This is a genomic window from Enterobacter sp. SORGH_AS_0287, from assembly GCF_031453695.1.
Taxonomy (GTDB): domain Bacteria; phylum Pseudomonadota; class Gammaproteobacteria; order Enterobacterales; family Enterobacteriaceae; genus Enterobacter; species Enterobacter ludwigii.
In genome coordinates, this window is record NZ_JAVIZW010000001.1 from 909594 (window position 1) to 934650 (window position 25057).

Annotated in this window: 29 protein-coding genes; 16 read left to right on the forward strand and 13 right to left on the reverse strand. The window is 51.0% G+C overall.

Going from position 1 to position 25057, the window contains the following annotated elements; genetic code table 11:
• Nucleotides 1-120 precede the first annotated feature (120 nt).
• On the forward strand, nucleotides 121-1029 hold the full coding sequence (gene galU, locus QE396_RS04280) for a UTP--glucose-1-phosphate uridylyltransferase GalU (RefSeq protein ID WP_014170452.1): 909 nt from the start codon (nucleotides 121-123) through the stop codon (nucleotides 1027-1029).
• Nucleotides 1030-1229: 200 nt separating this feature from the next.
• Here the strand turns inward: galU and hns are convergent, their stop codons facing one another.
• A complete protein-coding gene (gene hns, locus QE396_RS04285) occupies nucleotides 1230-1643 on the reverse strand; it encodes a histone-like nucleoid-structuring protein H-NS (RefSeq protein ID WP_008502781.1) in 414 nt (137 codons plus the stop codon).
• A 549-nt stretch (nucleotides 1644-2192) separates the two neighbouring features.
• On the opposite strand from hns, the gene tdk reads away from it, so the two are divergent.
• A complete protein-coding gene (gene tdk, locus QE396_RS04290; RefSeq protein WP_032669745.1) occupies nucleotides 2193-2807 on the forward strand; it encodes a thymidine kinase in 615 nt (204 codons plus the stop codon).
• Between the two features lie 65 nt (nucleotides 2808-2872).
• On the opposite strand, the gene adhE is transcribed toward tdk, so the two are convergent.
• On the reverse strand, nucleotides 2873-5551 hold the full coding sequence (gene adhE / locus QE396_RS04295) for a bifunctional acetaldehyde-CoA/alcohol dehydrogenase (RefSeq protein ID WP_020882380.1): 2679 nt from the start codon (nucleotides 5549-5551) through the stop codon (nucleotides 2873-2875).
• A gap of 479 nt (nucleotides 5552-6030) precedes the next feature.
• Between adhE and QE396_RS04300 the strand changes: the two genes are divergently transcribed.
• The 7 genes from QE396_RS04300 to QE396_RS04330 all read left to right on the forward strand — a co-directional run bounded on the left by QE396_RS04300 (nucleotide 6031) and on the right by QE396_RS04330 (nucleotide 13919).
• Nucleotides 6031-6678, forward strand: coding sequence for a YchE family NAAT transporter (locus tag QE396_RS04300; protein ID WP_014170449.1), 648 nt, complete (start codon nucleotides 6031-6033; stop codon nucleotides 6676-6678).
• A 772-nt stretch (nucleotides 6679-7450) separates the two neighbouring features.
• Nucleotides 7451-9082 (forward strand): oligopeptide ABC transporter substrate-binding protein OppA, encoded by a 1632-nt coding sequence (oppA, locus tag QE396_RS04305; RefSeq protein ID WP_020882381.1) that lies wholly within the window; start codon nucleotides 7451-7453, stop codon nucleotides 9080-9082.
• An 83-nt stretch (nucleotides 9083-9165) separates the two neighbouring features.
• On the forward strand, nucleotides 9166-10086 hold the full coding sequence (oppB, locus tag QE396_RS04310; protein WP_014170447.1) for an oligopeptide ABC transporter permease OppB: 921 nt from the start codon (nucleotides 9166-9168) through the stop codon (nucleotides 10084-10086).
• Between the two features lie 14 nt (nucleotides 10087-10100).
• Nucleotides 10101-11009, forward strand: coding sequence for an oligopeptide ABC transporter permease OppC (oppC, locus tag QE396_RS04315; protein WP_014170446.1), 909 nt, complete (start codon nucleotides 10101-10103; stop codon nucleotides 11007-11009).
• Nucleotides 11010-11020: 11 nt separating this feature from the next.
• The gene (locus QE396_RS04320) at nucleotides 11021-12034 is read left to right on the forward strand and encodes an ABC transporter ATP-binding protein (protein WP_014170445.1); all 1014 of its coding nucleotides are present in this window, start codon (nucleotides 11021-11023) and stop codon (nucleotides 12032-12034) included.
• On the forward strand, nucleotides 12031-13035 hold the full coding sequence (oppF, locus tag QE396_RS04325) for a murein tripeptide/oligopeptide ABC transporter ATP-binding protein OppF (protein ID WP_014170444.1): 1005 nt from the start codon (nucleotides 12031-12033) through the stop codon (nucleotides 13033-13035). The genes QE396_RS04320 and oppF overlap by 4 nt, the downstream gene beginning before the upstream one ends.
• Nucleotides 13036-13049: 14 nt before the next feature.
• Entirely contained in the window at nucleotides 13050-13919 is an 870-nt protein-coding gene (locus tag QE396_RS04330; protein ID WP_020882382.1) for an ion transporter, read from the forward strand.
• Between the two features lie 31 nt (nucleotides 13920-13950).
• On the opposite strand, the gene QE396_RS04335 is transcribed toward QE396_RS04330, so the two are convergent.
• On the reverse strand, nucleotides 13951-14280 hold the full coding sequence (locus QE396_RS04335; RefSeq protein WP_020882383.1) for an HI1450 family dsDNA-mimic protein: 330 nt from the start codon (nucleotides 14278-14280) through the stop codon (nucleotides 13951-13953).
• Nucleotides 14281-14313: 33 nt separating this feature from the next.
• Entirely contained in the window at nucleotides 14314-15774 is a 1461-nt protein-coding gene (gene cls, locus QE396_RS04340) for a cardiolipin synthase (protein WP_014170441.1), read from the reverse strand.
• 143 nt (nucleotides 15775-15917) lie between these two features.
• On the opposite strand from cls, the gene QE396_RS04345 reads away from it, so the two are divergent.
• From QE396_RS04345 to leuE, 4 genes are all read left to right on the forward strand, one after another.
• Nucleotides 15918-16091 carry a YciY family protein gene (locus QE396_RS04345; RefSeq protein WP_086463573.1) on the forward strand — a complete coding sequence of 58 codons (174 nt, stop codon included), beginning with the start codon at nucleotides 15918-15920 and terminating at the stop codon, nucleotides 16089-16091.
• 116 nt (nucleotides 16092-16207) lie between these two features.
• Nucleotides 16208-16336: a KPN_01571 family protein gene (locus tag QE396_RS23485; RefSeq protein ID WP_014170440.1), complete on the forward strand. Its 129-nt coding sequence runs from the start codon at nucleotides 16208-16210 to the stop codon at nucleotides 16334-16336.
• A 12-nt stretch (nucleotides 16337-16348) separates the two neighbouring features.
• Nucleotides 16349-16759 carry an Exc2 family lipoprotein gene (locus tag QE396_RS04350; RefSeq protein ID WP_020882384.1) on the forward strand — a complete coding sequence of 137 codons (411 nt, stop codon included), beginning with the start codon at nucleotides 16349-16351 and terminating at the stop codon, nucleotides 16757-16759.
• A 67-nt stretch (nucleotides 16760-16826) separates the two neighbouring features.
• The gene (gene leuE, locus QE396_RS04355) at nucleotides 16827-17462 is read left to right on the forward strand and encodes a leucine efflux protein LeuE (protein WP_020882385.1); all 636 of its coding nucleotides are present in this window, start codon (nucleotides 16827-16829) and stop codon (nucleotides 17460-17462) included.
• Between the two features lie 35 nt (nucleotides 17463-17497).
• Here the strand turns inward: leuE and QE396_RS04360 are convergent, their stop codons facing one another.
• Entirely contained in the window at nucleotides 17498-17794 is a 297-nt protein-coding gene (locus QE396_RS04360; RefSeq protein ID WP_014170437.1) for a YciI family protein, read from the reverse strand.
• A gap of 221 nt (nucleotides 17795-18015) precedes the next feature.
• Between QE396_RS04360 and tonB the strand changes: the two genes are divergently transcribed.
• Nucleotides 18016-18738 (forward strand): TonB system transport protein TonB, encoded by a 723-nt coding sequence (gene tonB, locus QE396_RS04365; protein ID WP_025203933.1) that lies wholly within the window; start codon nucleotides 18016-18018, stop codon nucleotides 18736-18738.
• A gap of 38 nt (nucleotides 18739-18776) precedes the next feature.
• Here tonB and yciA read toward each other — a convergent pair whose 3' ends face one another.
• From yciA to QE396_RS04385, 4 genes are all read right to left on the reverse strand, one after another.
• Nucleotides 18777-19172 carry an acyl-CoA thioester hydrolase YciA gene (yciA, locus tag QE396_RS04370; RefSeq protein ID WP_014170435.1) on the reverse strand — a complete coding sequence of 132 codons (396 nt, stop codon included), beginning with the start codon at nucleotides 19170-19172 and terminating at the stop codon, nucleotides 18777-18779.
• 104 nt (nucleotides 19173-19276) lie between these two features.
• Nucleotides 19277-19816: a septation protein A gene (locus tag QE396_RS04375; RefSeq protein WP_020882387.1), complete on the reverse strand. Its 540-nt coding sequence runs from the start codon at nucleotides 19814-19816 to the stop codon at nucleotides 19277-19279.
• A 52-nt stretch (nucleotides 19817-19868) separates the two neighbouring features.
• Nucleotides 19869-20612 (reverse strand): YciC family protein, encoded by a 744-nt coding sequence (locus tag QE396_RS04380; protein ID WP_020882388.1) that lies wholly within the window; start codon nucleotides 20610-20612, stop codon nucleotides 19869-19871.
• 25 nt (nucleotides 20613-20637) lie between these two features.
• Nucleotides 20638-21042, reverse strand: coding sequence for a YkgJ family cysteine cluster protein (locus QE396_RS04385; RefSeq protein ID WP_020882389.1), 405 nt, complete (start codon nucleotides 21040-21042; stop codon nucleotides 20638-20640).
• A gap of 282 nt (nucleotides 21043-21324) precedes the next feature.
• On the opposite strand from QE396_RS04385, the gene ompW reads away from it, so the two are divergent.
• Entirely contained in the window at nucleotides 21325-21957 is a 633-nt protein-coding gene (gene ompW / locus QE396_RS04390; protein WP_014170432.1) for an outer membrane protein OmpW, read from the forward strand.
• Between the two features lie 215 nt (nucleotides 21958-22172).
• Here the strand turns inward: ompW and QE396_RS04395 are convergent, their stop codons facing one another.
• Complete coding sequence (locus QE396_RS04395) at nucleotides 22173-22379, reverse strand: hypothetical protein (protein ID WP_226876133.1); 207 nt, start codon at nucleotides 22377-22379, stop codon at nucleotides 22173-22175.
• A 123-nt stretch (nucleotides 22380-22502) separates the two neighbouring features.
• Here QE396_RS04395 and QE396_RS04400 point away from each other — a divergent pair, with 123 nt between their 5' ends.
• Nucleotides 22503-22841 (forward strand): energy transducer TonB, encoded by a 339-nt coding sequence (locus tag QE396_RS04400; RefSeq protein ID WP_080127469.1) that lies wholly within the window; start codon nucleotides 22503-22505, stop codon nucleotides 22839-22841.
• Nucleotides 22842-22870: 29 nt separating this feature from the next.
• Here the strand turns inward: QE396_RS04400 and uspF are convergent, their stop codons facing one another.
• The 3 genes from uspF to yedE all read right to left on the reverse strand — a co-directional run bounded on the left by uspF (nucleotide 22871) and on the right by yedE (nucleotide 24887).
• The gene (uspF, locus tag QE396_RS04405) at nucleotides 22871-23305 is read right to left on the reverse strand and encodes a universal stress protein UspF (protein WP_014170429.1); all 435 of its coding nucleotides are present in this window, start codon (nucleotides 23303-23305) and stop codon (nucleotides 22871-22873) included.
• A gap of 140 nt (nucleotides 23306-23445) precedes the next feature.
• On the reverse strand, nucleotides 23446-23679 hold the full coding sequence (gene yedF / locus QE396_RS04410) for a sulfurtransferase-like selenium metabolism protein YedF (RefSeq protein ID WP_014170428.1): 234 nt from the start codon (nucleotides 23677-23679) through the stop codon (nucleotides 23446-23448).
• Nucleotides 23676-24887 carry a selenium metabolism membrane protein YedE/FdhT gene (gene yedE, locus QE396_RS04415; protein ID WP_309950084.1) on the reverse strand — a complete coding sequence of 404 codons (1212 nt, stop codon included), beginning with the start codon at nucleotides 24885-24887 and terminating at the stop codon, nucleotides 23676-23678. Before yedE ends, yedF begins: the two co-directional genes overlap by 4 nt.
• Nucleotides 24888-25057: the final 170 nt, after the last annotated feature.

Below are 25057 nucleotides of genomic sequence, written 5' to 3' on the forward strand. Positions count from 1 at the left end.
TTGTCCTAATTGATCGGCAACGCGTTCTTTTCAGACCCGGACTGCGGGATGAGGCTGATATACTTAACGCGTTATTTATTGCATAAAAGTTCAAAACTTGAACAGCTCAGGAGAATTTGAATGGCTGCCCTAAATTCGAAAGTCAGAAAGGCCGTCATCCCGGTAGCGGGATTGGGGACCAGGATGTTACCAGCAACTAAGGCGATTCCTAAAGAGATGCTGCCTCTGGTTGATAAGCCATTAATTCAGTATGTCGTTAACGAATGTATCGCGGCCGGCATTACTGAAATTGTGCTGGTTACACATTCATCAAAAAACTCTATCGAAAACCATTTCGATACAAGTTTTGAACTCGAAGCCATGCTGGAAAAACGTGTTAAGCGCCAGCTGCTGGAAGAAGTTCAGTCTATTTGCCCGCCACACGTCACCATTATGCAGGTGCGTCAGGGTCTGGCTAAAGGTCTTGGCCACGCAGTTATGTGTGCGCATCCCGTTGTAGGCGATGAGCCTGTTGCGGTGATCCTGCCTGACGTTATTCTGGACGAATATGAATCAGATCTTTCTCAGGACAATCTGGCTGAGATGATCAAACGCTTCGATGAAACAGGCAGCAGCCAGATCATGGTTGAACCTGTGGATGACGTTACCGCTTACGGTGTTGTTGACTGCAAAGGCGTTAACCTTGAACCGGGTGAGAGCGTGCCGATGATTGGCGTGGTTGAGAAGCCTAAAGCCGACGTAGCGCCTTCTAATCTGGCGGTTGTAGGTCGTTATGTCCTGAGTGCTGAAATCTGGCCTCTGCTGGCGAAAACGCCTCCAGGAGCGGGTGATGAAATCCAGCTTACCGATGCCATTGATATGCTGATCGAGAAAGAGACCGTTGAAGCTTACCATATGAAAGGTAAGAGCCATGACTGCGGTAATAAGCTCGGTTATATGCAGGCGTTTGTAGAATATGGCATTCGCCACAATACGCTCGGTGAAGAATTTAAAGCCTGGCTCAAAGAGAGCGCGGGTATTAAGAAATAACTCAGGCTTCATTTGATCTGAACCGGTGAGGCTCTGCCCACCGGTTTTTTTATGCCCATAACACGCCGTCATCACGTCCGATTGTAAGGCAAACTAAATAGCCAAATAACGCTTTATGACAGAGTGTAAGGGGATGTTTGCGGTAAATTGCGGGTAAAAAAAATCCCGCATTACGCGGGATTTTTCTGGAAGCGAGATGATTAATCCTTGATCAGGAAGTCATCCAGCTGTTTACCTTGCTCGTCCATTGCTTTCTTGATAACAGCAGGAGTACGACCCTGGCCGGTCCAGGTTTTAGTTTCGCCGTTCTCGTCAACATAGCTATATTTAGCAGGACGAGCAGCGCGTTTTGCTTTGGTACCGGTTTTAGCTGCAGCCATGCTGTTCAGCAATTCATTTGGATCGATACCATCAGCAATCAGCATTTCACGATATTGCTGCAGTTTACGAGTACGCTCTTCGATTTCAGCAGCAGCAGCGCTTTCTTCTTCGCGACGTTCATTAACTACAACTTCTAATTTTTCCAGCATTTCTTCAAGCGTTTCGAGGGTACATTCTCTTGCCTGCGCACGAAGAGTACGGATGTTGTTCAGAATTTTAAGTGCTTCGCTCATTGTAGTAATCTCAAACTTATAATGGGGGGTGGTTTGTTGTCCTAATAATAGAGCGATAAATTCAGTTGTGCAATAGCTGGGAATGTAAGGAATTCAAAAAATAGTGAATATTGCCGCTATTATTAATTACGCTAACTTAAATTTCATAACCCGCCAGTCTCGCTTGTTATCACGTAAAGTGGCTTAACGCAGTCGATTGCATCTTTTTTTTGTGACATTTGCCTCAGGAATTATAGTTGCGGCGGATAAATATCAGCCTTTTGTATTAGTTTACACCGGGTATGTTAAGGCAGAAATAGTTAATAAATAGTGAATTTTAATGAACGATGATTCCACTATAAAATGAAGTGTTATGTTTGGCTGACCCTATAACATATTGGCTGGGCTGGATGCGTTTACTTCATGTTTTAACGCAGTATTTTTGCAAAATGCCGGCGGTAAACCTCGCGCTGAACCGCATAGTCTGTGCGTCGTATCGCTGATAACCAGACAAAATATGGTACAATGAATCATCGGTAATATTACACATTGATTAGGGTTTTACGGCCAATGGCACAACTTTATTTCTACTATTCGGCAATGAATGCCGGGAAATCGACAGCGCTACTGCAATCCTCATACAATTACCAGGAACGTGGGATGCGTACCGTTGTTTATACGGCTGAAATTGACGACCGCTTTGGTGCAGGGAAGGTGAGTTCCAGAATAGGCCTCTCATCGCCTGCAAGGCTGTTTAACCCGCAAACCGACCTGCTGGAGGATATCCGCGCAGCACATGCTTCACAGCCCATCCATTGTGTTCTGGTTGATGAAAGCCAGTTTCTGACGCGTGAGCAAGTTCATGCGCTTTCAGAGGTTGTCGATGAGCTTGATATTCCCGTTCTGTGCTATGGGTTGCGCACTGACTTTCGCGGCGAGCTTTTTGCCGGCAGCCAGTATTTACTTGCGTGGTCGGATAAACTCGTTGAACTTAAAACCATCTGTTTTTGCGGCCGTAAAGCCAGCATGGTGCTTCGCCTCGACCAGGCCGGAAAACCCTATGCTGATGGCGAGCAGGTGGTCATAGGAGGCAATGAGCGCTACGTATCGGTGTGCCGTAAGCATTATAAGGAAGCGTTGATTGTCGGCTCACTGACGGCGCTTCAGCCTGACAACCGCAAATAATCCTTCACAGTAAAATGCAGACATAAAAAAACCCGCCAGAGGCGGGTTTTTTATCAGGCTGTCAGTTACGCGTTTTTCTTCGCTTTCTTGTCAGCTTTAATGACAGGTGCGTCGGCTTTCACAGCAACAGTATCATTTTCTTTGAACTCGCGGCCGTAGAAGGTATCCAGCAGGATCTGTTTCAGCTCAGAGATCAGTGGGTAGCGCGGGTTAGCACCGGTACACTGGTCATCGAATGCATCTTCAGACAGCTTATCAACATGCGCGAGGAAGTCAGCTTCCTGAACGCCCGCTTCACGGATAGATTTAGGAATACCCAGCTCTGCTTTAAGGCTTTCCAGCCATGCCAGCAGTTTCTCAATCTTCGCCGCAGTACGGTCGCCCGGTGCGCTCAGACCCAGGTGGTCTGCGATTTCAGCGTAACGACGACGTGCCTGTGGACGGTCGTACTGGCTGAAAGCAGTCTGCTTGGTTGGGTTGTCGTTCGCGTTATAACGGATAACGTTGCTGATCAACAGGGCGTTCGCCAGACCGTGAGGAATGTGGAACTGTGAACCCAGTTTGTGTGCCATTGAGTGGCAAACACCCAGGAAGGCGTTAGCAAACGCGATACCGGCGATGGTTGCTGCACTGTGAACACGTTCACGGGCAACCGGGTTTTTAGACCCTTCATTATAAGACGCTGGCAGGTTTTCTTTCAGCAGTTTCAGAGCCTGCAGAGCCTGACCGTCAGAGAACTCAGAAGCCAGTACGGAAACGTAAGCTTCCAGGGCGTGAGTCACTGCATCCAGACCACCGAACGCACAGAGTGATTTCGGCATTTCCATGACCAGGTTGGCATCAACGATAGCCATGTCCGGCGTCAGCGCGTAGTCAGCCAGTGGGTATTTCTGACCGGTTGCATCGTCGGTTACAACGGCAAACGGCGTGACTTCTGAACCTGTACCGGAAGTGGTAGTAACGGCGATCATTTTCGCTTTTACGCCCATTTTCGGGAACTTGTAGATACGTTTACGGATGTCCATAAAGCGCAGCGCCAGTTCTTCGAAGTGTGTTTCTGGGTGCTCGTACATAACCCACATGATTTTCGCGGCGTCCATTGGGGAACCACCACCCAGTGCGATGATCACATCGGGTTTGAAGGAGTTCGCCAGTTCAGCACCTTTACGCACTACGGTCAGGGTTGGGTCAGCTTCAACTTCAAAGAACACTTCAGTTTCAACGCCAGCCGCTTTCAGAACAGAAGTGATCTGATCTGCGTAGCCGTTGTTGAAGAGGAAACGGTCAGTCACGATGAGCGCACGTTTGTGGCCATCAGTAATCACTTCATCCAGCGCGATTGGCAGAGAGCCACGGCGGAAGTAGATAGATTTCGGAAGTTTGTGCCACAACATGTTTTCAGCTCGCTTAGCAACGGTTTTCTTGTTGATCAGGTGTTTTGGACCAACGTTTTCAGAGATGGAGTTACCACCCCAGGAACCACAACCCAGAGTCAGGGAAGGTGCGAGTTTGAAGTTGTACAGGTCACCGATACCACCCTGAGAAGCCGGGGTGTTAATCAGGATGCGCGCAGTTTTCATCATCTGACCGAAGTGAGCAACGCGCTCTGGCTGGTTATCCTGGTCGGTGTACAGGCAAGAGGTATGACCGATACCCCCCATTGCAACCAGTTTCTCCGCTTTTACTACCGCGTCTTCGAAATCTTTCGCACGGTACATAGCAAGCGTAGGCGAAAGTTTTTCGTGAGCGAACGGTTCGCTTTCGTCGACAACTTTAACTTCGCCGATCAGAATCTTGGTGGTTGCCGGAACGGTAAAGCCGGCGAGTTCAGCGATTTTATAGGCTGGCTGACCAACGATGGCGGCGTTCAGCGCGCCGTTTTTCAGAATGATATCCTGAACGGCTTTCAGCTCTTTGCCCTGCAGCATGTAGCCGCCGTGGCTGGCGAAACGTTCGCGAACCGCATCATAGACGGAATCTACAACAACAACGGACTGTTCAGACGCACAGATAACACCGTTGTCGAAGGTTTTAGACATCAGTACAGATGCAACAGCACGTTTAATATCGGCCGTTTCGTCGATAACAACAGGCGTGTTACCCGCACCTACACCGATAGCCGGTTTACCGGAGCTGTATGCTGCTTTAACCATGCCAGGACCACCGGTTGCCAGGATCAGGTTAATGTCCGGGTGGTGCATCAGGGCGTTAGACAGTTCAACAGACGGTTGGTCGATCCAGCCGATCAGATCTTTTGGCGCACCCGCAGCGATAGCAGCCTGCAGCACGATATCCGCTGCTTTGTTGGTGGCATCTTTAGCACGTGGGTGAGGGGAGAAGATGATTGCGTTACGGGTCTTCAGACTGATCAGCGATTTGAAGATGGCAGTAGACGTTGGGTTAGTCGTTGGAACGATACCGCAAATAATACCGATAGGTTCAGCAATGGTGATGGTACCGAAGGTATGATCTTCAGCCAGGACGCCGCAAGTCTTCTCATCTTTATAGGCGTTATAGATATACTCTGAAGCAAAGTGGTTTTTGATCACTTTATCTTCAACGATACCCATGCCGGATTCAGCAACGGCCATTTTAGCGAGAGGGATTCGAGCATCTGCAGCAGCCAGAGCGGCCGCGCGGAAGATTTTATCAACCTGTTCTTGGGTGAAATTGGCGTATTCACGCTGGGCTTTTTTCACGCGCTCGACGAGTGCGTTCAGTTCAGCGATATTAGTAACAGCCATAATGCTCTCCTGATAATGTTTAAACTCTTTTAGTAAACCAGCGCTCGATACGTCTGACAGTATAGACAGAGCCACTACGACTTGCGTTAGATAAAGTAAAACAAAGAGTTACTTTATGCTCTGGCGCGCTAACTTACTAAAAGAGCCTTACCTTAACATCATCCCTTTGTGACAAGTGACCTTCCTGGGGGGCGTAATCAAGATTACTCACTTCTGAGTACGAAAATTATGATCTGCGTCAATTTTTCCCCAAGCTGATACCTTTCAGCAGGGTTATTTATTGTAGATATTTCCAGTGTTAAATAATTAAGTAACTATTGGAAGTGATGCTATCACTGATTCTACATCTGTTTAACATCCTGAAAGGATAACGTTTAGGCACAGATTTCTGGTGAAGTATGCTCATAAAAAGCGTATCTTCAGCGCGATTTTTCATGACAAAGTGTCAGTCCCGGGCATGTGCATAAGCGGAGCAAAACGTGATCCAAACGCTCTTTGATTTTCCAACGTATTTTAAATTTTTTATTGGTCTGTTTGCCCTGGTCAACCCGGTAGGGATCATCCCTGTCTTCATTAGTATGACCAGTTACCAGACGGCGGCGGCCAGGAACAAAACCAACCTAACCGCTAACCTGTCAGTGGCCATTATCTTGCTCACCTCGCTTTTCCTGGGTGATGCCATTCTCCAGCTGTTCGGCATTTCAATTGATTCTTTCCGCATCGCGGGTGGCATCCTGGTGGTGACCATTGCCATGTCGATGATCAGCGGTAAGCTGGGTGAGGATAAGCAGAACAAACAGGAGAAATCAGAAACCGCCATTCGCGAAAGTATCGGCGTGGTCCCGCTTGCGTTGCCTTTAATGGCAGGGCCGGGGGCGATCAGTTCCACCATTGTCTGGGGGACACGTTACCATAGCCTGATGCACCTGATTGGCTTTTCTGTCGCCATCGCTATCTTCGCACTGTGTTGTTGGGGTGTTTTCCGCATGGCACCCTGGCTGGTGCGCTGGCTGGGGCAAACGGGCATCAACGTCATTACGCGTATCATGGGCCTGTTGTTGATGGCGTTAGGCATCGAATTTATTGTCACCGGTATTAAAAGCATTTTCCCCGGCTTACTGCACTAATATTTCAAATGAAAGAACGGGGCCTGCGGCTCCGTTTTTTTACGTGATTATCAGCAAATCATATAACTAAAGTTGAAATGCTCACATATCATAATAAATTCTACTAATAATCCGCTTTTCTTATATTTCAATAAGTTATCAACTTGCTTCGTGCCTCTCTGCGCATAAAACCTTCAATCGATCTGTTATTTTACTCACATGATACTCTGGGGCTTGCTGAGTCATAACCGAAATGATATTAGTAATTTCAACGTTCCCCTAGAGGAATGTGCTAAATAATAATCAGTTGTTAAATTTTTGTACAAAACCACTCGATGATAGCGCAGCGACGCGCTTGTAGAGAATGTTTTCTCTATCATATTGAATACCAATGTTTTTATGCGGTATTTGATGTCAGGCAGGGCTGCCCCCCGAGATACGGTACTCACCGTAAAAGAGAATTGCTTAACAAATTTGCAAAATGTATTGGCGCGCGTTTACGCCATTTGATACTTTCCGGCCTAATATTTTGCAGCATAAAACAAGCAGATGAGAATTATTTTCATATAGTCCTCTTCTCAGATATCCAGCACAGGCCTCAGACAGGGGAGACCTGTGAAGAATCGACGCAAGACGGCCATACGAGCGGTCAGTAATAAAAAAGTCGGTGATAGCAAGAAGTAAAAAGAAGAACCTGACAGCAGCAAAAAAAACTCCTGCGCTGTACAGGCCCCAACAGGGGATTACACAGCTGGCGAAGGCCAGTAATTATAATGAGTGGAGTACCAACACAATGTCCATCATCACAAAAAAAAATCTGGTAGCGGCGGGGATTTTAACTGCGCTAATCGCGGGCAACGCTGCAATGGCTGCGGACGTTCCTGCAGGCGTTCAACTGGCGGAGAAACAGACGCTGGTTCGTAACAACGGTGCGGAAGTTCAGTCTCTTGACCCGCACAAAATTGAAGGTGTTCCGGAGTCTAACGTCAACCGCGACCTGTTCGAAGGCTTGCTGGTGACCGACGTAGACGGCCACCCGGCACCGGGTGTGGCGGAAAAATGGGAAAATAAAGATTTCAAAGTCTGGACCTTCCATCTGCGTAAAGATGCGAAATGGTCCGACGGTACGCCGGTTACCGCCGAAGATTTCGTATATAGCTGGCAGCGTCTGGCGAATCCAACCACCGCCTCTCCGTATGCGAGCTACCTGCAATATGGCCACATCGCCAATATTGATGACATCATCGCCGGTAAAAAACCGGTCACCGACCTGGGTGTGAAAGCGATTGATGCCAATACCTTTGAAGTGACGTTGAGCGAGCCTGTTCCGTACTTCTACAAATTACTGGTTCACCCGTCCGTTTCCCCGGTACCAAAATCCGCGGTGGAAAAATTTGGTGAAAAATGGACCCAGCCTGCCAATATCGTGACCAACGGTGCTTATAAACTGAAAGACTGGGTGGTCAACGAACGTATGGTTCTGGAGCGTAACCCGCAGTACTGGGATAACGCGAAAACCGTCATTAATCAGGTAACCTACCTGCCAATCTCTTCTGAAGTTACTGACGTTAACCGTTACCGCAGCGGCGAAATCGACATGACCTATAACAACATGCCGATTGAACTGTTCCAGAAGCTGAAAAAAGAGATCCCGAAAGAAGTGCATGTTGATCCGTATCTCTGCACTTACTACTACGAAATCAACAACCAGAAAGCACCATTCACTGATGTGCGCGTGCGTACAGCGCTCAAGCTGGCACTGGATCGCGATATTATCGTGAACAAAGTGAAAAACCAGGGCGACCTGCCGGCATACAGCTATACCCCTCCTTATACCGACGGTATGAAACTGGTTGAGCCTGAGTGGTTCAAGTGGTCACAGGAAAAACGTAACGAAGAAGCGAAAAAACTGCTGGCTGAAGCCGGTTATACCGCTGACAAGCCGCTGACGTTTAACCTGCTGTACAACACGTCTGACCTGCATAAAAAACTGGCTATCGCCGTCGCGTCTATCTGGAAGAAAAACCTGGGCGTGAACGTGAAGCTGGAAAACCAGGAGTGGAAAACCTTCCTGGATACCCGCCATCAGGGGACGTTCGACGTGGCGCGTGCTGGCTGGTGTGCGGACTATAACGAACCAACATCCTTCCTGAACACCATGCTGAGTGACAGTTCGAATAACACCGCGCACTATAAGAGCCCGGCATTCGATAAGATCATTACTGATACGCTGAAAGTCACAGACGATGCGCAGCGCGCTGATCTGTACGCGAAATCAGAAGAGCAGCTCGATAAAGACTCTGCAATTGTACCGGTCTATTACTACGTTAACGCCCGCCTGGTGAAACCGTGGGTAGGGGGTTATACCGGTAAAGACCCGTTGGATAATATTTCCGTTAAGAATCTTTATATTATCAAGCATTAATGGCAATACGTGGGGCAGGCCTGGCTTGCCCCACTGTGTCTACTTTGTAACATTCATCAGGCACACGCCAGAAGGTACGGGCAATGTTGAAATTTATCCTGCGTCGCTGCTTAGAAGCGATACCAACGTTATTTATTCTAATTACGATTTCCTTCTTTATGATGCGTCTCGCGCCGGGAAGTCCATTTACCGGTGAACGTACGCTGCCACCGGAAGTGATGGCCAATATCGAAGCGAAGTATCACTTAAACGATCCTATCTCCACGCAGTACTTCAACTATCTGAAGCAACTGGCGCACGGTGATTTTGGGCCGTCATTCAAATACAAAGACTATTCCGTTAACGACCTGGTGGCGTCCAGCTTCCCTGTATCGGCGAAACTGGGTGCTGCGGCATTCATCCTTGCCGTCGTTCTCGGCGTCACCGCGGGTGTTATTGCCGCGCTCAAACAAAACACCAAATGGGATTATACCGTAATGGGGGTGGCGATGACCGGGGTGGTTATACCCAGCTTCGTTGTCGCGCCATTACTGGTGATGATATTTGCCATTACGCTGAAATGGCTGCCCGGGGGCGGCTGGAACGGTGGGGCGCTGAAGTTCATGATTTTGCCAATGGTGGCTCTCTCCCTGGCTTATATCGCCAGTATCGCGCGTATCACCCGCGGTTCCATGATTGAAGTCCTGCACTCGAACTTCATCCGCACCGCGCGTGCGAAAGGGCTGCCGATGCGCCGGATTATATTCCGCCATGCACTCAAGCCTGCGCTCCTGCCCGTGCTCTCCTACCTGGGGCCGGCATTCGTTGGGATCATCACCGGCTCAATGGTTATCGAAACCATCTACGGTCTGCCGGGCATTGGTCAGCTGTTCGTTAATGGCGCGCTGAACCGCGACTATTCACTGGTACTGAGCCTGACAATCCTTGTCGGCGCACTGACCATTTTGTTTAACGCTATCGTCGATGTGCTGTATGCCGTTATCGACCCGAAAATCCGTTACTGATACTGGAGCACGCCATGATGTTGAGTAAGAAAAACAGCGAGGCGCTGGAAAACTTCAGTGAAAAACTGGAAGTAGAAGGTCGTAGCCTCTGGCAAGACGCCCGTCGTCGCTTTATGCATAACCGCGCCGCGGTCGCCAGCCTGGTTGTTCTGGTGCTCATCGCGCTGTTTGTCACCCTGGCGCCGATTCTGTCGCAATTTACCTATTTCGACACCGACTGGGGCATGATGTCCAGCGCACCCGATATGACGTCCGGGCACTATTTTGGTACGGATTCCTCAGGGCGCGACCTGCTGGTGCGTGTCGCTATCGGTGGCCGTATTTCGCTGATGGTCGGTATTGCTGCCGCCCTGGTGGCGGTGATCGTGGGTACGCTTTACGGCTCACTCTCAGGCTACCTTGGCGGTAAAGTGGACTCCGTCATGATGCGTATGCTGGAAATCTTAAACTCCTTCCCGTTCATGTTCTTCGTTATCCTGCTGGTGACCTTCTTTGGCCAGAATATCCTGTTGATCTTCGTGGCAATCGGGATGGTGTCCTGGCTGGATATGGCGCGAATCGTTCGTGGTCAGACGCTGAGTCTTAAGCGTAAAGAGTTTATCGAAGCGGCGCAGGTGGGCGGTGTCTCCACCGGTAATATTGTGGTTCGCCATATCGTTCCTAACGTGCTCGGCGTGGTGGTGGTATATGCCTCGCTGCTGGTACCAAGCATGATCCTGTTTGAATCTTTCCTGAGCTTCCTGGGTCTGGGTACACAAGAGCCACTGAGCAGTTGGGGCGCGCTTCTGAGTGATGGTGCAAACTCAATGGAAGTCTCACCGTGGTTGCTTCTGTACCCGGCGGGCTTCCTGGTCGTCACCCTGTTTTGTTTCAACTTTATCGGCGATGGCCTGCGTGATGCCCTCGACCCGAAAGACCGTTAAGGAGCGCCGTCATGACGATTATTGAAACGGCCACTGCGCCACAGGCGCAACAGCAGGGTAACCTTCTGCTGGACGTAAAAGACCTCCGCGTGACCTTTAAAACGCCGGATGGCGATGTGACCGCCGTGAACGATCTCAACTTCAACCTGCGTGCGGGTGAAACGCTGGGGATCGTGGGCGAGTCGGGTTCCGGTAAATCCCAAACCGCCTTTGCGTTGATGGGGCTGCTGGCGTCTAACGGTGTCATTGGCGGTTCCGCCAAATTCAACGGGCGTGAGATCCTCAACCTGCCGGAATACGAGCTGAACAAGCTGCGCGCTGAGCAGATTTCGATGATATTCCAGGACCCGATGACCTCGCTGAACCCGTATATGCGTGTCGGCGAGCAGCTGATGGAAGTGCTGATGCTGCACAAAGGCCTGGGCAAAGCAGAAGCCTTTGAGGAGTCCGTCAAAATGCTCGACGCGGTGAAAATGCCGGAAGCGCGCAAGCGTATGCGCATGTTCCCGCATGAGTTCTCCGGCGGTATGCGTCAGCGTGTCATGATTGCGATGGCGCTGATGTGCCGGCCAAAACTGCTGATTGCCGATGAACCAACCACCGCGCTTGATGTGACCGTCCAGGCACAGATCATGACGCTGCTGAACGAGCTTAAGCGTGAGTTCAACACCGCGATTATCATGATCACTCACGATCTGGGCGTAGTGGCCGGTATCTGTGACAAGGTACTGGTGATGTATGCCGGTCGCACCATGGAGTATGGTAAGGCGCGCGACGTGTTCTACCAGCCTGCACACCCTTACTCCATTGGTCTGCTGAATGCGGTGCCGCGCCTCGATGCAGAAGGGGAATCCCTGCTGACCATTCCAGGCAACCCGCCAAACCTGCTGCGTCTGCCGAAAGGCTGTCCGTTCCAGCCACGCTGCCCGCACGCGATGGAAATCTGCAATACCGCGCCGCCGCTGGAAGAGTTTGCACCAGGCCGTCTGCGCGCCTGCTTTAAGCCGCAGGAGGATCTGGTATGAACGCATTAGATGAAAAAAGAAATGTCCTGCTCGAAATTGCTGACCTTAAGGTGCATTTCGACATTAAAGACGGAAAACAGTGGTTCTGGCAGCCGCCGAAAACCCTGAAAGCGGTCGATGGCGTAACGCTTCGTCTGTATGAAGGGGAAACTCTGGGGGTGGTGGGTGAGTCCGGTTGCGGTAAATCCACATTTGCGCGTGCCATCATAGGCCTCGTGAAAGCCACCGACGGCAAAGTTGCCTGGCTGGGTAAAGATCTGCTGGGCATGAAGCCAGACGAGTGGCGCGATGTGCGTAGCGACATCCAGATGATTTTCCAGGATCCGCTGGCCTCATTGAACCCGCGTATGACCATCGGTGAGATCATTGCTGAGCCACTGCGGACCTATCATCCGAAGATGCCGCGTCAGGAAGTACGCGACCGTGTGAAGGCAATGATGATGAAAGTGGGCTTGTTGCCTAACCTCGTCAACCGTTACCCGCACGAATTCTCCGGTGGTCAGTGCCAGCGTATCGGTATCGCCCGCGCCTTGATCCTTGAGCCGAAGCTGATTATCTGTGACGAGCCCGTCTCGGCGCTGGACGTCTCTATTCAGGCGCAGGTGGTTAACCTGCTGCAGAAACTGCAACGTGAAATGGGGCTGTCGCTGATCTTCATTGCGCATGACCTCGCGGTGGTGAAACACATTTCTGACCGCGTACTGGTGATGTATCTGGGTCATGCGGTGGAATTAGGGACTTACGATGAGGTGTACCATAACCCACTGCACCCATATACCCGGGCACTGATGTCTGCGGTACCGATTCCCGATCCGGATCTGGAAAAAAATAAAACCATCCAGCTTCTGGAAGGTGAATTACCGTCCCCGATTAACCCGCCGTCCGGTTGTGTATTCCGTACGCGATGCCCGATGGCCGGGCCGGAATGTGCAAAAACACGTCCGGTTCTGGAGGGCAGTTTCCGACATGCGGTTTCCTGCCTGAAAGTAGACCCGTTATAATCGCAAGGGCTGACATGATGTCAGCCCTTATTATTTGCGAGGTTAATGTGTCGCGATTATTTACCTCAGCCCGTCGGCGGCTCTATCATCTTTTATTCGATCCTGAAACGGTAACCGGAAGGCGTTTTGAAGCCCTCTGCGCCCTGTTTGCGCTGCTCAGCGTGGTGATCATTTTTATCGAATCGGGCGTCGGAACGCAGTATCACCTGACGCTGGAAGAATGGCATCTCTTTGTCTGGCTGGAGCTGGTCATTACGCTGGTCTTTACCGCTGAATATTTCCTGCGGGTATTCTGTTGGCCTGACCCGGCCAAATATGTCTTCAGCTTCTGGGGATTTATTGATTTAGCCACGATCCTGCCGCTCTATGTCATGTGGCTATGGCCAGAAATCAGTCTGAGCTATGTTTTTGCCTGGCGAGCGATGCGCGTTATTCGGGTGTTACGCATTCTTAAACTGCTGCGGTTTATGCCGTCATTGCGGATATTTTGGAGTGCCATCGTCAGCGCGCGGCATCAGCTGATCCTGTTTTATTCATTTATTGCCATCGTCATGGTGATATTCGGCGCGCTGATGTATTTGATAGAAGGGCCGAAGAATGGCTTCTCAACGCTGAATGCTTCTGTTTATTGGGCGATTGTGACCGTCACAACCGTTGGCTATGGTGATATAGCCCCTCACACTCCGCTGGGACGGATTGTCGCCTCGGTACTGATTCTGATTGGTTATTCGGTGATTGCGGTCCCGACAGGGCTCATTACTACGCACATGAGCAGCGCCTTTCAGAACCGTAAGGCGCAACGAAAATGCCCGAAATGTCACCAGGGTGAACATGAACACAGCGCGCGGTTTTGTAATCAGTGCGGAAGTGAGTTACCGGATTAAATAAAAAAGGCTGCAATCGCAGCCTTTTTTATTATTCGCGCCAGAGAATATGACACAGCTTGTGGTTTTTCTCGCGACACAGCAGGACGCGGGCGAAGATGTCGTTAATTTCACCGCCATCTTCATCGGCCAGGCCAATCACCACTTCGGCAAAGAAGTCAGGATTGAGGTCGAAATCCACATGTTCAGCCCAGTCTTCAGAAGGGTCGAACAACTCGGCGCCCCCGCGCTCTTCAAACTGGAGATTAAAGAGGATCACGTCTGCGGGATCGAGGTTATCAACCGCCAGTTCGAGAAAAATGTCATAGGCCTGTTCGAGCGTTTCGTCTTCGGTCAGGCGATTGTTCAGATCCATTTCCATGATGACTACCTGTTTAACATCGTTGGGCACGTTTTACAGCAACGGACTAAAGAAGTAAAACAGTCGTTCGGTAATTCTCTGCCACAGCGGGCGTTTAACCCACAGTCTGGCATCCAGCAGTCGCGAGCGGGAGATATAATCATCCTGGACCGCGGCCAGATCGCCGCCAAAGCCGGCATCATCGATCACCAGTGTGATTTCAAAGTTCAGCCACAGACTGCGCATATCCAGGTTAACCGTACCCACGAGACTTAACTCGCCGTCGACAAGCACGCTCTTGGTATGGAGTAATCCGCCTTCAAACTGGTAGATTTTCACCCCCGCAGCCAGCAGTTCACTGAAGAATGCCCGGCTGGCCCAGCCCACCAGAAGCGAGTCATTTTTGCGTGGCAAGATGATACTCACATCGACACCGCGCTGTGCCGCGGTACAGATGGCGTGCAGCAGGTCATCGCTGGGAACAAAGTAGGGGGTGGTCATGATCAAATATTCACGCGCTGCGTAAGTGGCTGTCAGCAACGCCTGATGGATCAGGTCCTCCGGGAAGCCCGGTCCGGAAGCGATAGTATGGATGGTGTGCCCGCTGGCCTCTTCAAACGGCATGATATTGCCATCCGGTGGCGGCGGCAGGATACGTTTCCCGGTTTCTATCTCCCAGTCGCAGGAATAAACGATACCCATCGAGGTGGCAATGGGCCCCTCCATTCTCGCCATCAGGTCTACCCACTGCCCGACACCCGAGTCCTGCTTGAAGAACCGCGGGTCAACCATGTTCATGCTGCCGGTATAGGCAATATAGTTGTCGATCATGATCATTTTACGGTGCTGGCGAAGGTCCATCCGGCGCAGAAACACACGCAAGAGATTGACCTTCAGCGCCTCAACCACTTCAATACCGGCATTACGCATCATGCCCGCCCAGGGGCTACGGAAGAAGGCGACGCTGCCAGCGGAATCCAGCAACAGTCGGCAATGAATGCCCCGACGCGCAGCGGCCATCAGCGATTCAGCAACCTGATCGGCCATGCCGCCAGGCTGCCAGATATAGAACACCATCTCGATATTATGGCGAGCCAGTTGAATATCGCGGATGAGGGCCTGCATGACGTCATCCGAGGAGGTCAGCAACTGGAGCTGGTTGCCCTTAACGCCGCCAATACCCTGACGGAGTTCGCACAGCTTAAACAGCGAGGAGGCAACACTGCTGTTCTCCTCGGCAAAGATATGTTTGCAGGCTTTGAGATCGTTGAGCCATTTGGCGGTTGAAGGCCACATGGCGCGGGCACGCTCGGCACGGCGTTTACCCAGATGAAGCTCACCGAAAGAGAGATAGGCAATAATTCCCACCAGCGGCAGGATGTAGATTATCAGCAGCCAGGCCATGGCAGAGGGTACGGCTCTGCGCTTCATCAGGATGCGCAAAGTCACACCCGCGATTAACAGCCAGTATCCCAGAATGACCAGCCAACTCACCACGGTGTAGAAGGTTGTCATAGGTAAAAAATCCTTTTGAAAGCGTATTGTTATGAGTGTACGCATCAGGAATCATCTGGCAAATAAAAACGCCAGTTAAAAGCGCTGGTTTGCTGCGGGGTTGGGTTTATAATGGGGTTTCTGTTAGAGAAAGAGTTGTAAACATGAAGCGCAGTAGAACAGAAGTAGGGCGCTGGCGCATGTTGCGACAGGTGAGTCGTCGCAAGGCTCGTTGGCTGGAAGCACAATCCCGCCGCAATATGCGTATACACGCCATCAGAAAATGTGGAATGACCAGACACCGTAACGCGTTGCTGTTCGCTACACAGGTTATCTGAGAACCATCAGGGCACCGTTAAGGTGCCCACTGATTTTCAGGCTATCATTTTTCGCAGTCTCTCCCCCGATTCATTCCGCGATATACTCCGCCCTCTTAATCTTATGCATTTCAAAGATGAATCCTTATCTCTGGGTATTTATTGTGCTGCTTGCGCTGGATGCGATCAGGGAAAACGCAGGATTATCGTCATTATCCGCGTTGATTAATTTACTGCTCAGCGGGATATCGCACTGGATAAACTAAAAAGGAAAAGAGATGAACGGAAAAGTGGTTGCAGCCCTTCTTGGGATTGCCGTGTTGAGCGGTTGTGCCAGCAGTAAAACGTCACCGGAAAGGCATGCTTATTATTTCGTGTCGCATAAAACCAATTTTACTGGCGGCAATTTTACGTCAAGTGTATCGCAAAATTATCGTCTGAATGTCCCTCAGTTCCGTGAGCTGTATGAGCAGGGGAAAACCGATCGCGCTGCAGGACGCACACGGTCTGAGGCTAACCAGTACGCCCAAAGCATTCGCGATCAACTGAAGAATCAGGCGAAAACGGAGCATGCTTTCGACGGTAATACCGCGGATAAATGGACGTCTCAAATGGAAGAGAAGGACGCCGTTTTATTTGGTAACGAACTGGCTACGACTTATCTTGATGGCTATAACGGCGTACAATAGCGTCTGATTTTGGGGATATCGTATTTGCAGCGATATTCCCGTCGTTTTTTAGCAAAAGGAGGGAGAGGTGTTTGCGGAGTTTGGTGTACTTAATTTCTGGACCTATGTTGTAGGGGCATTTTTTATCGTGCTGGTGCCTGGACCGAACACATTGTTTGTACTGAAAACCGGTATTGGGCACGGTGTTAAAAAAGGGTATCTCGCCGCCACTGGCGTGTTTATCGGCGATGCAGTGCTGATGTTTCTGGCCTGGGCGGGCGTCGCAGCATTAATCCAGACGACCCCGGTTCTGTTTAATATTGTGCGCTACCTCGGTGCTTTCTATCTCCTGTGGCTCGGCGGCAAAATGCTCTGGTCAGTCATCACCCGTCAGAAGAATACCCATGAGAGCGGAACCGAGCCTGCGAGCATGATCATGAAACGCTCGCTGGTGCTGAGCCTGACGAATCCAAAGGCTATTTTGTTCTATGTCTCGTTCTTTGTGCAGTTCATCGATGTGAATGCGAAAAACACGGGCACGTCTTTCCTGATCCTCGCGACCACGCTGGAGCTGATTAGCTTTATGTATATGAGCTTCCTGATCTTCTCTGGTGCGTTTGTCACGCGTTATCTGAAAACCAAAAAGAAACTGGCAAAGCTGGGGAACGGGCTGATTGGGCTGCTGTTTGTCGGATTTGCGGCGCGCTTAGCGTCACTGCACTGAAGAGATGAGTGGCTCCTTTCGGAGCCACTTTTGTATCAAAACACTTTCTTGTACGGGCGAACCGTCACCTTCGCATAGACACCTGCGGCAACGTACGGGTCTGCATCAGCCCAGGCCTGAGCCGCTTCCAGGGATTCAAACTCGGCGATCACCGTGGAGCCCGCGAAACCGGCAGCGCCAGGGTCATTGCTGTCTACCGCAGGCATTGGACCCGCGGTCAGTAATCGACCTTCATCCTGGAGCAGTTGTAAACGCGCCAGATGGGCAGGGCGAACGGACTGGCGTTTTTCGAGGGAATCAGCGACATCTTCAGAGTAAATCACGTAAAGCACGGTGAAGCTCCTTAACCATTAAAAGTGTCAGTAACGTTATGTGAAAGGGCAACTGACTGCAATGTAAAGATAAAAACAATGTTAAAACCCTGATCTGAATGCGCCTTTTTTGGCCTCTCTTGCGCTTAAATTGCGCCAGGACAAAGTGTCTTATTGAATATGATTGCTATTTGCATTTAAAATCAGTGTTCGGTTTTTTAACGTTGATGATTATGACTTCGATGACCCTTGATTTACCTCGCCGCTTTCCCTGGCCGACGCTGCTTTCTGTCGTTATTCACGGTGCTGTCGTGGCGGGTTTGCTTTATACCTCGGTTCATCAGGTTGTTGAAATGCCAGCGCCCGCACAGCCTATTTCTGTGACGATGGTATCGCCAGCGGATCTCGAACCACCGCAGGTTGCGCCTCCGCCGCCACAGCCCGTCGCCGAACCGGAACCCGAACCTGAACCGGTGCCGGAACCGCCAAAAGAAGCTCCGGTGGTGATCCACAAACCCGAGCCGAAGCCGAAACCTAAGCCGAAGCCAAAACCGGTGAAGAAGGTAGAAGAACGTCCAAAACGCGAAACGCGTCCGGTTGAACCCCGCGCCACGCAGACGGTAGAAAACGCAGCACCTTCGCGTCCGGTGATGAATAACACCACGACGACAGCCAAACCGACAGTCACCGCACCTGCGGGACCGCGTGCGGTCAGCCGTAATCAGCCGCAGTATCCGGCTCGTGCTCAGGCATTACGTATTGAGGGCCGTGTACGGGTGAAATTCGATGTTACGCCGGAAGGGCGTGTTGAGAACGTGGAAATACTGTCCGCGCAGCCGTCTAATATGTTCGAGAGAGAAGTGAAAACGGCGATGCGCAGATGGCGTTATGAAGCCGGTAAACCGGGCAACGGACTGATCGTGAATATTGTCTTCCGCCTGAATGGCGGGGCACAGATGGAATAAAAAAAGCCTCCGCAAGGAGGCTTTTTTTTACCGGACAATCAGGCCTGAGGAAGCGGTCGGGGTTTACCTTCGTTGTCCACGGCCACATAAATAAACAGCGCTTCTGTCGCTTTATAACGCTGTCCAATGGGTTCGGACGAGACCTTTTTCACCCACACTTCGATGTTAATGGAGATGGAGGTATTGCCACGTTTTACGCAACGCGCGTAACAGCAAACCACATCACCCACTGCAACCGGGCGCAGGAAGGTCATGCCATCCACTCTCACCGTCACTACCCGGCCATGTGCAATCTCTTTTGCCAGAATAGCGCCGCCCATATCCATTTGCGACATCAGCCAGCCGCCAAAAATATCGCCATTGGCATTGGTGTCAGCGGGCATTGCCAGTGTGCGTAAAACCAGTTCGCCCTGAGGGGCGTTATTTGTTGTCATTGTTTTAACTCGTAACTGAAGACTTCAGGCGGGATGCTACTATGATTTCAGGCTGGAGAGAATAGACCAGAACGCCTGCTGCACACGTTCTGGTCGGTGAACGATCAGTGCTGGTCGTCCTGTGGCATGTGGCGATAGATATAAACGCCACTTAACAGCGTGAAGATGAGCGTCAGAGCCGTCAGGCCAAAGACCTTGAAGTTGACCCAGATATTCTGCGGCAGCCAGAAAGCAATATAGATATTGGCAAGACCACAGAGAATAAAGAAGATCGCCCAGGCGATATTCAGTCGGGACCACACTTCCTGAGGCAGCGTCAGCTCTTTGCCCAGCATGCGCTGGATCAGCGGCTTCTTCATCACCCACTGGCTAATCAGTAACGCACCCGCAAACAGAGCGTAAATCACCGTGACTTTCCATTTGATGAATTCATCGTTGTGGAAGAACAGGGTGAGTCCACCAAACACCGCGACCAGGACGAAGGTCACCAGCGCCATTTTTTCAACTTTACGGTAGCGAACCCAGCTATAGATCAGCACAACCGCTGTGGCCACGATCAGTGCAGTCGTGGCGGCATAAATGTCATACAGCTTGTAGAAAGCGAAAAAGACCACGAGCGGTAAAAAATCAAGAAACTGCTTCATTCTGTGATTCCATCTTCTGTGTAGGGCCGGGCTGACGTTCCCGGCCACAGGATTACTGACGAATTAACATATACAGGCGGAACAGATAGACCAGCAGTACCGCTGAAATGAGGTTGCTCAGCGTATTTGCCACCACCGCGCCAACATTTGGCGTGAGTACCGCAAAATTCGGGGCAAACAGCAGCAGGAGCGTTTTCGCCAACAGCCAGCCGATAACAGCCGGTGCCACCAGGCGTATATTTGCCCAGGCGAGCCGGATGCTGCTGCGCATCGCGGTAAAGATCCCCAGTTTATCCTGCACGACCATTACCGGCGCGAAAGAGAGCACGATAGCCAGTAATACACCCGGCACGACGACCAGCATAATCCCCATCTGCACCAGCATGGTGGTTAAAAAGATGAGGATAAACAGCTTCGGTAATACCGGCGCGCTGGCACCAATCGCCCGCAGGGCGCTGACGCGCTGACCGGCGGAAACCAGCTGAATCATCAGCAGAACGCCACCTGCCAGAATCGCATTGCCGATAAGACCAGAGAATGTCGAAGCAGCGGAAGCCCGCAGCAGGATTTGTTGCTGCTCCGGCGTCATGTTTTGTACCAGTTCAAACAACCCCACGCTATCTGCAAGGTTGTCGCCCTGGCTCAGGCTGGCAATCTGTTCGTCACTTGGCGAGAACGCATGACCAAGCACCACTGTAATGAAGGCGCATAGCAACGCGATCAGTAAAAAGGTTAAGAACTGATTGCGGAAAAAGTTTCCCGTGTCACGGTAGACAGACTTCGCCGTGATAGACATGCACTCTCCTTGAGTATTGCAGGTGTTAATTAGCCGGCAATTGTACACCGGATAACACTGTCGTGGCAGCATCAAGGCTTGTATGGAAAAGCATATCTTTGTAAAGCGGCGGTAATCCAAAGCGCGCACGGGCACGATTACAGGCTTCATTGACCTGCCCATCCTCACCTGACATGGAAAATTCCCGGCACGGGCTGGGGCGGTGCTCGTAGATAGAGCACCGGGTGGACACCCCAGGTTCACCATGAAGCGCAGCGCATCGGCACGGTTTTTGGTTGGTGCCGCTCATGCAGCGCAGAAAAGGCGTTAACGGTTCAGTGAGATGAACCGGAACGGTACCGCCGCCATCGCTGGCTTCGGCCCAGTAGAAAGAGACTCGAAAATACGCACAACAGGCTCCGCACGTCATGCACGGGTTAACATCACTCATGGCACACCTGCAAAAGAAGAACGCATCAAATCAACTTGTGAGAGCGCTAAATTATCCAGCCGCGAGAGGAAGAGCAAGAGGGTGAAAAGAGAAAATTTTGTAACGCCGAAATGCCAGAAATTGACCTGACGACAACTTATCGCTTTACGGTGTGTCACCAAAAATTAACCCAGATCAATGAATGTTAACTTACTGGTTTTAATGTGATCTGTAGCAGATCACTTATTACTCATTTGTGAGTATATTCTCCTCCGCGACTAAAACCACAACGATGGAGCGGATATGAAAAAATTAGCGGTGGCAGCCCTTGTATTAAGCAGTCTCTCTGGCGGCGCGTATGCGCATGAAGCAGGTGAATTCTTTATTCGTGCCGGTTCGGCAACGGTGCGTCCAACAGAAGGCTCTGATAGCGTACTGGGTATGGGCGGTTTTAACGTCAGCAACAATACCCAGCTCGGTTTGACCTTTACGTATATGGCGACGGAGAACATTGGTGTTGAGCTTCTGGCAGCAACGCCATTCCGTCATCGCGTCGGTTTAGGGCCAACCGGGGATATCGCGACGGTGCACCATTTACCGCCAACACTGATGGCGCAGTGGTACTTTGGTGATGCTAACAGTAAGGTGCGTCCGTATATTGGCGCAGGGGTGAACTACACCACCTTCTTCGACGAGAAATTTAACGATACCGGTAAAGAAGCCGGGCTTACCGATCTCAGTCTGAAAGACTCGTGGGGTGTTGCGGGGCAGGTGGGGCTGGACTATCTGATTAACCGTGACTGGTTAATTAACGCCTCGGTCTGGTACATGGACATTGATACCGACGTTCGCTTTAAAGCGGGCGGTGAACAGCAAAGTATCAGCACTCGCCTCGATCCGTGGGTGTTTATGTTCTCCGCGGGTTATCGTTTCTGATTTATCCCCTGAGACTGGCCTGGTTATGGCCAGTCTTGCTTCGGGGGGATTAAGGTTGCCCCTCCATATTCCAGCGTGCTGAACTCATCTCATCAAATACATGCTGAACCGTAAACGGCCGAAATACTGCCCGTTTAGCCGCGTCAGCCAACGCCTGACAATAACCTATTCACACCATTCCTAAAGTCGAGGTGCAGGTTGCACCGCTTACCGCTTTATGCGTGAGGATCGGTCAGTGCGGCGTCCAGTGATTGCTCAATGGCGCAGGCCTGTAGCCAGTGGATATTGTTATCCGAGGCTTTACCGGAATGCTTATAAGTACAGGCATCGGGGGCACGTTGTTTGTGACAGCGTTTAGGGGGAAGGGGAACACATCCGGCAAGCACAGCAGTAATACACACTGACGAAAGAATTTGATTCATGAGAAAGTCCATTTATGAAAGTTATTCCGCAAGCAGGCTATCGGAGTTGGGAGGAGATTAATGCCAGATGTCGCAATATACTGTTCTCGAAAAGCGAGACGTTAAATTTTACAGGACATAATATTGAAAAGAATAATTATTGCGGCTGCGGTTACGCTCATTTCTGGCTGCCATCAACAGCCCATGCAACCTGAACCGGCGCAGAAACCGTGCAATGGAATAACGAATAAGCCTTTCCCTGCCATGCCCGTAAAGGCACAGGCGCTGGGCATTGAGGGTAACGTTGTTTTCTCTTTTTCTGTGGGCGACGATGGTCATCCATACGATATACGTATTGTCTCTGCACAGCCTGAAGGGGTGTTTGAACGCGAAACGCTGCGTGCCGTGCAAATATGGTGTTTATCACCGAATAAAAGCCGTCAAACAGAAACGGTCACTTTCACAGTAAATAAGCCCCGATAGCCCGGGGCTTATCTTTCCTCGCAGGCACGCTAACGCACCACCAGCACCGGGCATTTTGCGTGGCGCACGACGACCGCAGCGTTAGAACCTAACAGATAGGTCGAAATATCAGGTCGATGAGACGCAATAATTATCAGGTCTGCATTGATACTCTCAGCCAGTTTCAGGATCTGATCTTTAGGCGTGCCAGAAATGGCGTGGGTCTGAATGCGGTCGGCCGGTAAATTGAACTGCGTAACGATCTCATTCAATTTCGCCAGCGCCTCCTGCTGCATTTCCTCCAGTTTTGGCATCTCAACGGAATAGGCCAGCCCAAGAGAGGAATAGTAGGGGAAAGAAGGAACGACAGTCAGAAAATGCACTTTGCCGTTACTGATTGCTGCGTTCGCCTGAACATAGGGAATCACCTGTTCGGTCAGGCGACGCTCTGAAATATCGACAGGAACGAGAATTGACGCAAACATGCCACACCTCCTGTTTGTTTTTTATCCACTTTAAGTGTAGTTCCGGGGGAGAACAGGGGGCTGCATTTACCGCCAAAGTGGGACGTAAGGCGGATTTTTGGGGCAGGAGACGCCCCGGTTAAGGAGCGTCTGTGGCGGGATTATTTCTGTATCAAATAACGAATGGTTGGCCCATCCTGTTGAATGTCCAGCACGGTGTAACCGTGGTTTTTAGCATCCAGAGGAATGTTGTTGATGGACTGCGGGCAGTCGCTCACCACCTCCAGAATTTCCCCTTTCCTGAGCTGAGGCAGGGCTTCCAGCGTGGCGACAGCGGGATAAGGGCAGGGTTCGCCCACCATATCCAGACGATAGTCAGGCACGATCTCTTTCATGCGGCATTCTCCTGCGTTTCATTTTTGACAGCGGCACGGCGGAAGAACCGTTTCTCCTGCGCAATCACCAGTAAAAAAGCGACCAGCAGCAGGGCGTACGTGACCAACAGGCCACCGAGTGGGCCGAACGTGCTGAGCAGGTTGACCTTATCCCAGTTTGTCGCGAGGACAGGAGAAAGGGAATCCCAGTAGTACGCGAGGAGAGTTGACCCGAGCACGTTCCCCAGGCCAACCCACCAGTAATGCACCTGACCTTCAACGGCGCGGTACATCCAGCCGGTTTCACAACCGCCAGCCAGCACAATCCCGAAGCCAAACAGCAGGCCGCCAATCACCGCATTCGGGCCGGCCCACATGATTTTCGGTTCAACACCTAACTGAACATAGCTGAAGATGCCGATAGCACTCACCGCCATCCCGGCAATAATCGCTTTTGCCATCATTGTTCGCCCGGTGATCCACATATCGCGAAACGCTGAAGTAAAGCAGATCTGCGCGCGTTCAATAAGCAAACCAAAGCCCACGCCAAACAGCATTGCCAGACCCAGTTTAGGTTGATTGAGCGCTGTACACAGTGCCCATGCCACCATGGCGAAAAAGACCAGCATCCCCAGGCGGAAACGACGGTGTGCCTGAGCCGGTTTTTGCGGCAGCGGCGATGCGGCGCTGACTTTAACCATCCTGACGGGAATACGGAACAGCGGCAAAAGGGTAAATTTTGCGCCAAAGTAAGAACCGATGGCGGTAGCGACGGCAAAGAACCAGGCATGTAGCGAAAACTGTGGGATACCGGTAAAGAAGGCGGCAAGGTTACAGCCCATCGCCAGGCGCGCACCGAAACCGGCAATCATGCCGCCGATGACCGCCTGTACGATGCGGATCCGACTTTTTGGCATTCTCAGCTTAACGTTGTTTGCCCACAGCGCGGCGGCAAAACAGCCGCCGAACATGCCGATGATCATCATCCCGTCGATGCGGGTCAGCGGAGTGCCTTCCAGATGAATGAGCTTAAAGTAACCCCACTCTTCAGCATGCACACCGGCAAGCTGCAGCAGCTGTCCACCCCAGCGGGTAAACTCGCCGGTTACAGCCCAGAACGTACCGGTAATGCCGAAATAGTAAGTAGACAGGATCCCCGCTGCGATAACGGCGGGTACAGGTGACCAGAACTTAACCAGGTAAGTCTGTTTGAAGTATTGCCATGACATGAGTAAGCCTCTGAACTCAGAAGGTATATTTGGATTTAACGGGCTGGAATATATAACTTTTTTTCTTTCTCCAAAACCTCTCCAAAACTTTTCTCAAAAATACCTACCTTTTTTATGACCTCCGTCATCAAATCTTCCTGATATCTCCTGGCAATCACTCACCCGGCTGC

Bases quoted from the DNA above. Each gene is read 5' to 3' on its own strand.
- cls (WP_014170441.1), bottom strand. From the start codon at position 15,774: ATGACAACCTTCTACACCGTGGTGAGTTGGCTGGTCATTCTGGGATAC.
- yedE (WP_309950084.1), bottom strand. From the start codon at position 24,887: ATGTCATGGCAATACTTCAAACAGACTTACCTGGTTAAGTTCTGGTCA.
- oppC (WP_014170446.1), top strand. From the start codon at position 10,101: ATGATGTTGAGTAAGAAAAACAGCGAGGCGCTGGAAAACTTCAGTGAA.
- oppA (WP_020882381.1), top strand. From the start codon at position 7,451: ATGTCCATCATCACAAAAAAAAATCTGGTAGCGGCGGGGATTTTAACT.
- oppF (WP_014170444.1), top strand. From the start codon at position 12,031: ATGAACGCATTAGATGAAAAAAGAAATGTCCTGCTCGAAATTGCTGAC.
- QE396_RS04385 (WP_020882389.1), bottom strand. From the start codon at position 21,042: ATGAGTGATGTTAACCCGTGCATGACGTGCGGAGCCTGTTGTGCGTAT.
- tdk (WP_032669745.1), top strand. From the start codon at position 2,193: ATGGCACAACTTTATTTCTACTATTCGGCAATGAATGCCGGGAAATCG.
- QE396_RS04330 (WP_020882382.1), top strand. From the start codon at position 13,050: ATGATGTCAGCCCTTATTATTTGCGAGGTTAATGTGTCGCGATTATTT.
- QE396_RS04395 (WP_226876133.1), bottom strand. From the start codon at position 22,379: ATGAATCAAATTCTTTCGTCAGTGTGTATTACTGCTGTGCTTGCCGGA.
- galU (WP_014170452.1), top strand. From the start codon at position 121: ATGGCTGCCCTAAATTCGAAAGTCAGAAAGGCCGTCATCCCGGTAGCG.
- tonB (WP_025203933.1), top strand. From the start codon at position 18,016: ATGACCCTTGATTTACCTCGCCGCTTTCCCTGGCCGACGCTGCTTTCT.
- ompW (WP_014170432.1), top strand. From the start codon at position 21,325: ATGAAAAAATTAGCGGTGGCAGCCCTTGTATTAAGCAGTCTCTCTGGC.
- uspF (WP_014170429.1), bottom strand. From the start codon at position 23,305: ATGTTTGCGTCAATTCTCGTTCCTGTCGATATTTCAGAGCGTCGCCTG.
- QE396_RS04335 (WP_020882383.1), bottom strand. From the start codon at position 14,280: ATGGAAATGGATCTGAACAATCGCCTGACCGAAGACGAAACGCTCGAA.
- yedF (WP_014170428.1), bottom strand. From the start codon at position 23,679: ATGAAAGAGATCGTGCCTGACTATCGTCTGGATATGGTGGGCGAACCC.
- QE396_RS04350 (WP_020882384.1), top strand. From the start codon at position 16,349: ATGAACGGAAAAGTGGTTGCAGCCCTTCTTGGGATTGCCGTGTTGAGC.
- hns (WP_008502781.1), bottom strand. From the start codon at position 1,643: ATGAGCGAAGCACTTAAAATTCTGAACAACATCCGTACTCTTCGTGCG.
- adhE (WP_020882380.1), bottom strand. From the start codon at position 5,551: ATGGCTGTTACTAATATCGCTGAACTGAACGCACTCGTCGAGCGCGTG.
- QE396_RS23485 (WP_014170440.1), top strand. From the start codon at position 16,208: ATGAATCCTTATCTCTGGGTATTTATTGTGCTGCTTGCGCTGGATGCG.
- yciA (WP_014170435.1), bottom strand. From the start codon at position 19,172: ATGACAACAAATAACGCCCCTCAGGGCGAACTGGTTTTACGCACACTG.
- QE396_RS04345 (WP_086463573.1), top strand. From the start codon at position 15,918: ATGAAGCGCAGTAGAACAGAAGTAGGGCGCTGGCGCATGTTGCGACAG.
- QE396_RS04375 (WP_020882387.1), bottom strand. From the start codon at position 19,816: ATGAAGCAGTTTCTTGATTTTTTACCGCTCGTGGTCTTTTTCGCTTTC.
- QE396_RS04320 (WP_014170445.1), top strand. From the start codon at position 11,021: ATGACGATTATTGAAACGGCCACTGCGCCACAGGCGCAACAGCAGGGT.
- oppB (WP_014170447.1), top strand. From the start codon at position 9,166: ATGTTGAAATTTATCCTGCGTCGCTGCTTAGAAGCGATACCAACGTTA.
- QE396_RS04380 (WP_020882388.1), bottom strand. From the start codon at position 20,612: ATGTCTATCACGGCGAAGTCTGTCTACCGTGACACGGGAAACTTTTTC.